This is a genomic window from Promineifilum sp. (SeqCode) (assembly GCF_041918635.1).
GTDB lineage: Bacteria > Chloroflexota > Anaerolineae > Promineifilales > Promineifilaceae > Promineifilum.
Window position 1 is genome coordinate 1 of sequence record NZ_JAYRVJ010000395.1, and the last position, 2,473, is coordinate 2,473.

At 64.0% G+C, this 2,473-nt stretch carries 3 protein-coding genes; 1 reads left to right on the top strand and 2 read right to left on the bottom strand.

The features are described 5' to 3' along the window. The coding region (locus tag ACE3UY_RS12255; protein ID WP_374687802.1) for a hypothetical protein at positions 1-506 on the bottom strand (506 nt) is incomplete at its 3' end. A 228-nt stretch (positions 507-734) separates the two neighbouring features. On the opposite strand from ACE3UY_RS12255, the gene ACE3UY_RS12260 reads away from it, so the two are divergent. Beyond that, positions 735-1,667, top strand: coding sequence for a magnesium transporter CorA family protein (locus tag ACE3UY_RS12260; RefSeq protein ID WP_374687803.1), 933 nt, complete (start codon positions 735-737; stop codon positions 1,665-1,667). Between the two features lie 60 nt (positions 1,668-1,727). Here ACE3UY_RS12260 and meaB read toward each other — a convergent pair. Beyond that, positions 1,728-2,473 (bottom strand): methylmalonyl Co-A mutase-associated GTPase MeaB (gene meaB, locus ACE3UY_RS12265; protein ID WP_374687804.1); only part of this gene is annotated, 746 nt, incomplete at its 5' end.

A 2,473-nucleotide genomic window follows, 5' to 3' on the forward strand; every position in this document is an offset into this window, starting at 1 on the left:
AGGAGCGCCTGCCCCTGCGCGACCAGCGGCCGGTCGAGTGGGATGCCCTGTAGTGGCGTGAGTGGCTCCCCCGCCCACGTCCACCAGACCCCCTGGCGCGTTGTGGCATCGACGACGAAGACCCAGCCGGCGTCACTCCCCGGCCGGCGCAGAACCAGGCCGCCGCGCGCGTTAGGGCCGCGCAGTTCGCCCCGCGCGGCGAAGCGGGCGGGAAGGGGGTCAGGCTCGACCAAGGGTTGCCCCTCACCGTCGCTCAGTTGCAGGGTGGTCCAGCGCGGCCGGAGGGTGAGCCGGTCGAGCAGCCCGGACGGCTCGCGCGCGGCGACGTAGGCTACTACTGTTCCGCCTGCCAGTCCAGGGCAGTCGATGACGCTGCGGCGGCCGTAGAGTTCCGCGGAGCAGCGCCCATCGGCGACGTGGAGAGCGAGCGCCGTGCGCTCGGTGAGCGTCCAGCCGTAGAGCAGCAGCAGACCTAGAAGAAAGAGCCAGAGTCGGGAGCGGCGCATAGAGGAAGAATCCGCAGATTACGCAGGCTGTCGAAGGAGATCAGAGTGACGAAAGTATAGCCGGGAGCGTGAATGGAGCAATAGCGCTCAGACCTGACAGGTGGGCGGCCCATAGCACTCGGACTGCAACGAAACCTGCGGCCACCCACCTGTCAGATCTGTAGCCAGTTTGACATGGCGTGGTTGGGCCGTGGGTCTATACTTCCGGCATAAGTAGGAGGCAGCACAATGGTCACGATCTTCAGGAAAGCGGAACGTGGGTTGGAGCAGATTGACGACCTGGAGCCGGGCACGTGGATTCATCTGGTGGATCCGCAACGGGCCGAAATTGAACAGCTCATGACGACCGTCAACGTGCCGGAGGATTTTCTGCTGGCCGCGCTCGACCTGGATGAGATGGCGCGGACGGACCGCGAAGATGGGATCACGCTGATCATCCTGCGCGTGCCGTTCTTCTTTGGCAAAGAGGAGGATATTCCCTACAAGACGGTTCCCTTCGGCATCATCCTGACGCCGGGTTACCTTATCACCATTTGCAAGTACCATACGGCCATTGCCCAGGATTTGTTGGGCTATCGCGTGAAGGAGTTGTCCACGTCCAAACACAGCCGGCTGGTGCTGCAAATGTTGCTGGTGACGGCGCAGCGCTACCTCTCCTACGTGCGCCACATCGACGCGGCGACGGATGCCGTGGAAGAGCGCCTGCAACGCTCGCTGCGCAACGAGGAAGTGCTGGAACTGCTCAAGTATCAGAAGAGCCTAGTGTACTTCACGACCGGGCTAAAATCGAATGATCTGATGATGCAACGCTTGCAGAAGAGCGGCCTGTTCTCGCGCTATGAGGAGGACGAAGATCTGCTGGAGGATGTGCTGACCGAGAACAGCCAGGCGCTGGAGATGACGACCATCTCCGAGAACATCCTCAGCCAGATGATGGACGCCTTCGCGTCGATCATCTCCAACAATCTGAACGTGGTCATGAAGTTCCTGGCGTCCATCACGATTGTGGTCAGCGTGCCGACGCTGATCGCCAGCATCTATGGCATGAACGTCGAGCTGCCATTTCAGGGCAGCGCGCTGGCGTTTTGGATGGTCATGGGAGTATCACTGCTGTTGGCGTTGATCGTATTGGTGATTTTGTGGCGGCGGGACTGGCTATAGGTTGGTAGTCAGGCAATTCATTGCCGTTCTTCGCGCGACGAACGGCAAAGAATTGCCTGACTACGAGCCGGGTTCCAGCAGCCCTAACAACTGCCGCGCGGCAGCGGTGGCGGGGAGTTCGCCGGCCAGGACGGCGCGCTCAACCTCGACCAGCGCCGCCTGAACCGAGGGGCGGCCGAAGAAGTGGGCGCGCAACTGCTCGTCGATCAGGGTGTGCAGCCACTCGCGCGCCTGTTCCCGCCGGCGGGCCTCGAACGCGCCGGAGCCGGCCGTGCGCTCGCGGAAGCGGCCGATGACCTCCCACAGGTGGGCCACGCCCTCGCCCGTGGCCGCCGAACAGGTGTAGGCTCTCGCGCGCCAACCCTCGGTGGCCGGCGTCAGGTAGTGGAGCGCCCGGTTGTACTCGCCGCGGGCTGCCTCGGCGCGCACCTTGTTCTCGCCGTCAGCCTTGTTGATGGCGATGGCGTCGGCCAGTTCGACCACGCCCTTCTTGATGCCCTGCAACTCGTCGCCGCCGCCGGGAATGAGCACCAGCAGGAAGAAGTCCACCATCGAGCGCACGGTGATCTCGCTCTGGCCTGTGCCGACTGTCTCGACCAGGATCACGTCGAAGCCGGCCGCCTCGCAGACCAGCATCGTCTCGCGCGTCTTGCGGGCCACGCCGCCCAGGACGCCGCCGGTGGGCGAAGGGCGAATGAAGGCGTCAGGCTCGCGGCTCAATTGCTCCATGCGCGTCTTGTCGCCCAGGATGCTGCCGCGCGACAGGCTGCTGCTGGGATCCACAGCCAGCACGGCGACCCGGTGGC

Coding starts and splice junctions, on each gene's coding strand:
- ACE3UY_RS12260 (WP_374687803.1), top strand. CDS start 735: ATGGTCACGATCTTCAGGAAAGCGGAACGTGGGTTGGAGCAGATTGAC.